Below are 671 nucleotides of genomic sequence, written 5' to 3'. Positions count from 1 at the left end.
GTAGATAAGATTGGGGAGTGTATTGACCCAGCCGACTTCACCGGCTACAGCATTGTCGTTCCGGCGATCGGGAAAGAGGCGGTTAAGACCGGTGCCAAACGCGGTCATCTTTACCGGGTTCTGCACTCTATTCTGGCCTTTGGTCCGGATGTGGAAATTCACTTGCTCGGAGGCTCCCCGACCGAATACCTGCAGTATATGATTGACAACGATCTTGATATTTTTTCTAAGAGCACCACGGCGAGCTGGTACAACGCGACGAACAACGGCCAAGAAAAAAGGATCTTGAGCATGGGCAACGTGCTTATCACTCCTACCGGGAATGTGTCGGACGGCGGCTTGATCGATTTGGCGCGGAAACATACGTTTTTCAGCATCGGAGCTGCCCGGTTGGTTAACGGTCGGCCGGTGGTGGAATCGTACAGCTGCTACGATAATCAGCCCGCTGTCGACGCTTTGTTTTTTTCTAGTCTTGAAATCCCCGACGGCGAAGGCGGGAGAATGACAACCGGGAGCGGCACAAGCTTTTCTGCCCCGGCTTTTGCCGGCTTATTGGCCTGTTGGAGGCAAAGTTTTTTTGAGCAAAACGGACGGAAGCCGACGACGACCGAGACAAATCAGTTTTTTGCCAATAACTGCGCACGCATAAGTGTCGCGGACTACGATAACCA

At 52.8% G+C, this 671-nt stretch carries 1 protein-coding gene; it reads left to right on the top strand.

From position 1 onward, the window contains the following. On the top strand, positions 1–671 hold a 671-nt coding region (locus ACFSW5_RS22035), incomplete at both ends, for a hypothetical protein (protein ID WP_379278061.1).

It is taken from the genome of Paenibacillus thailandensis, assembly GCF_042685365.1.
Taxonomy (GTDB): Bacteria; Bacillota; Bacilli; order Paenibacillales; family Paenibacillaceae; genus Paenibacillus_AP; species Paenibacillus_AP thailandensis.
The sequence above is the reverse complement of the archived record's forward strand: the minus strand, read 5'-3'. Positions and strand labels throughout refer to the sequence as shown.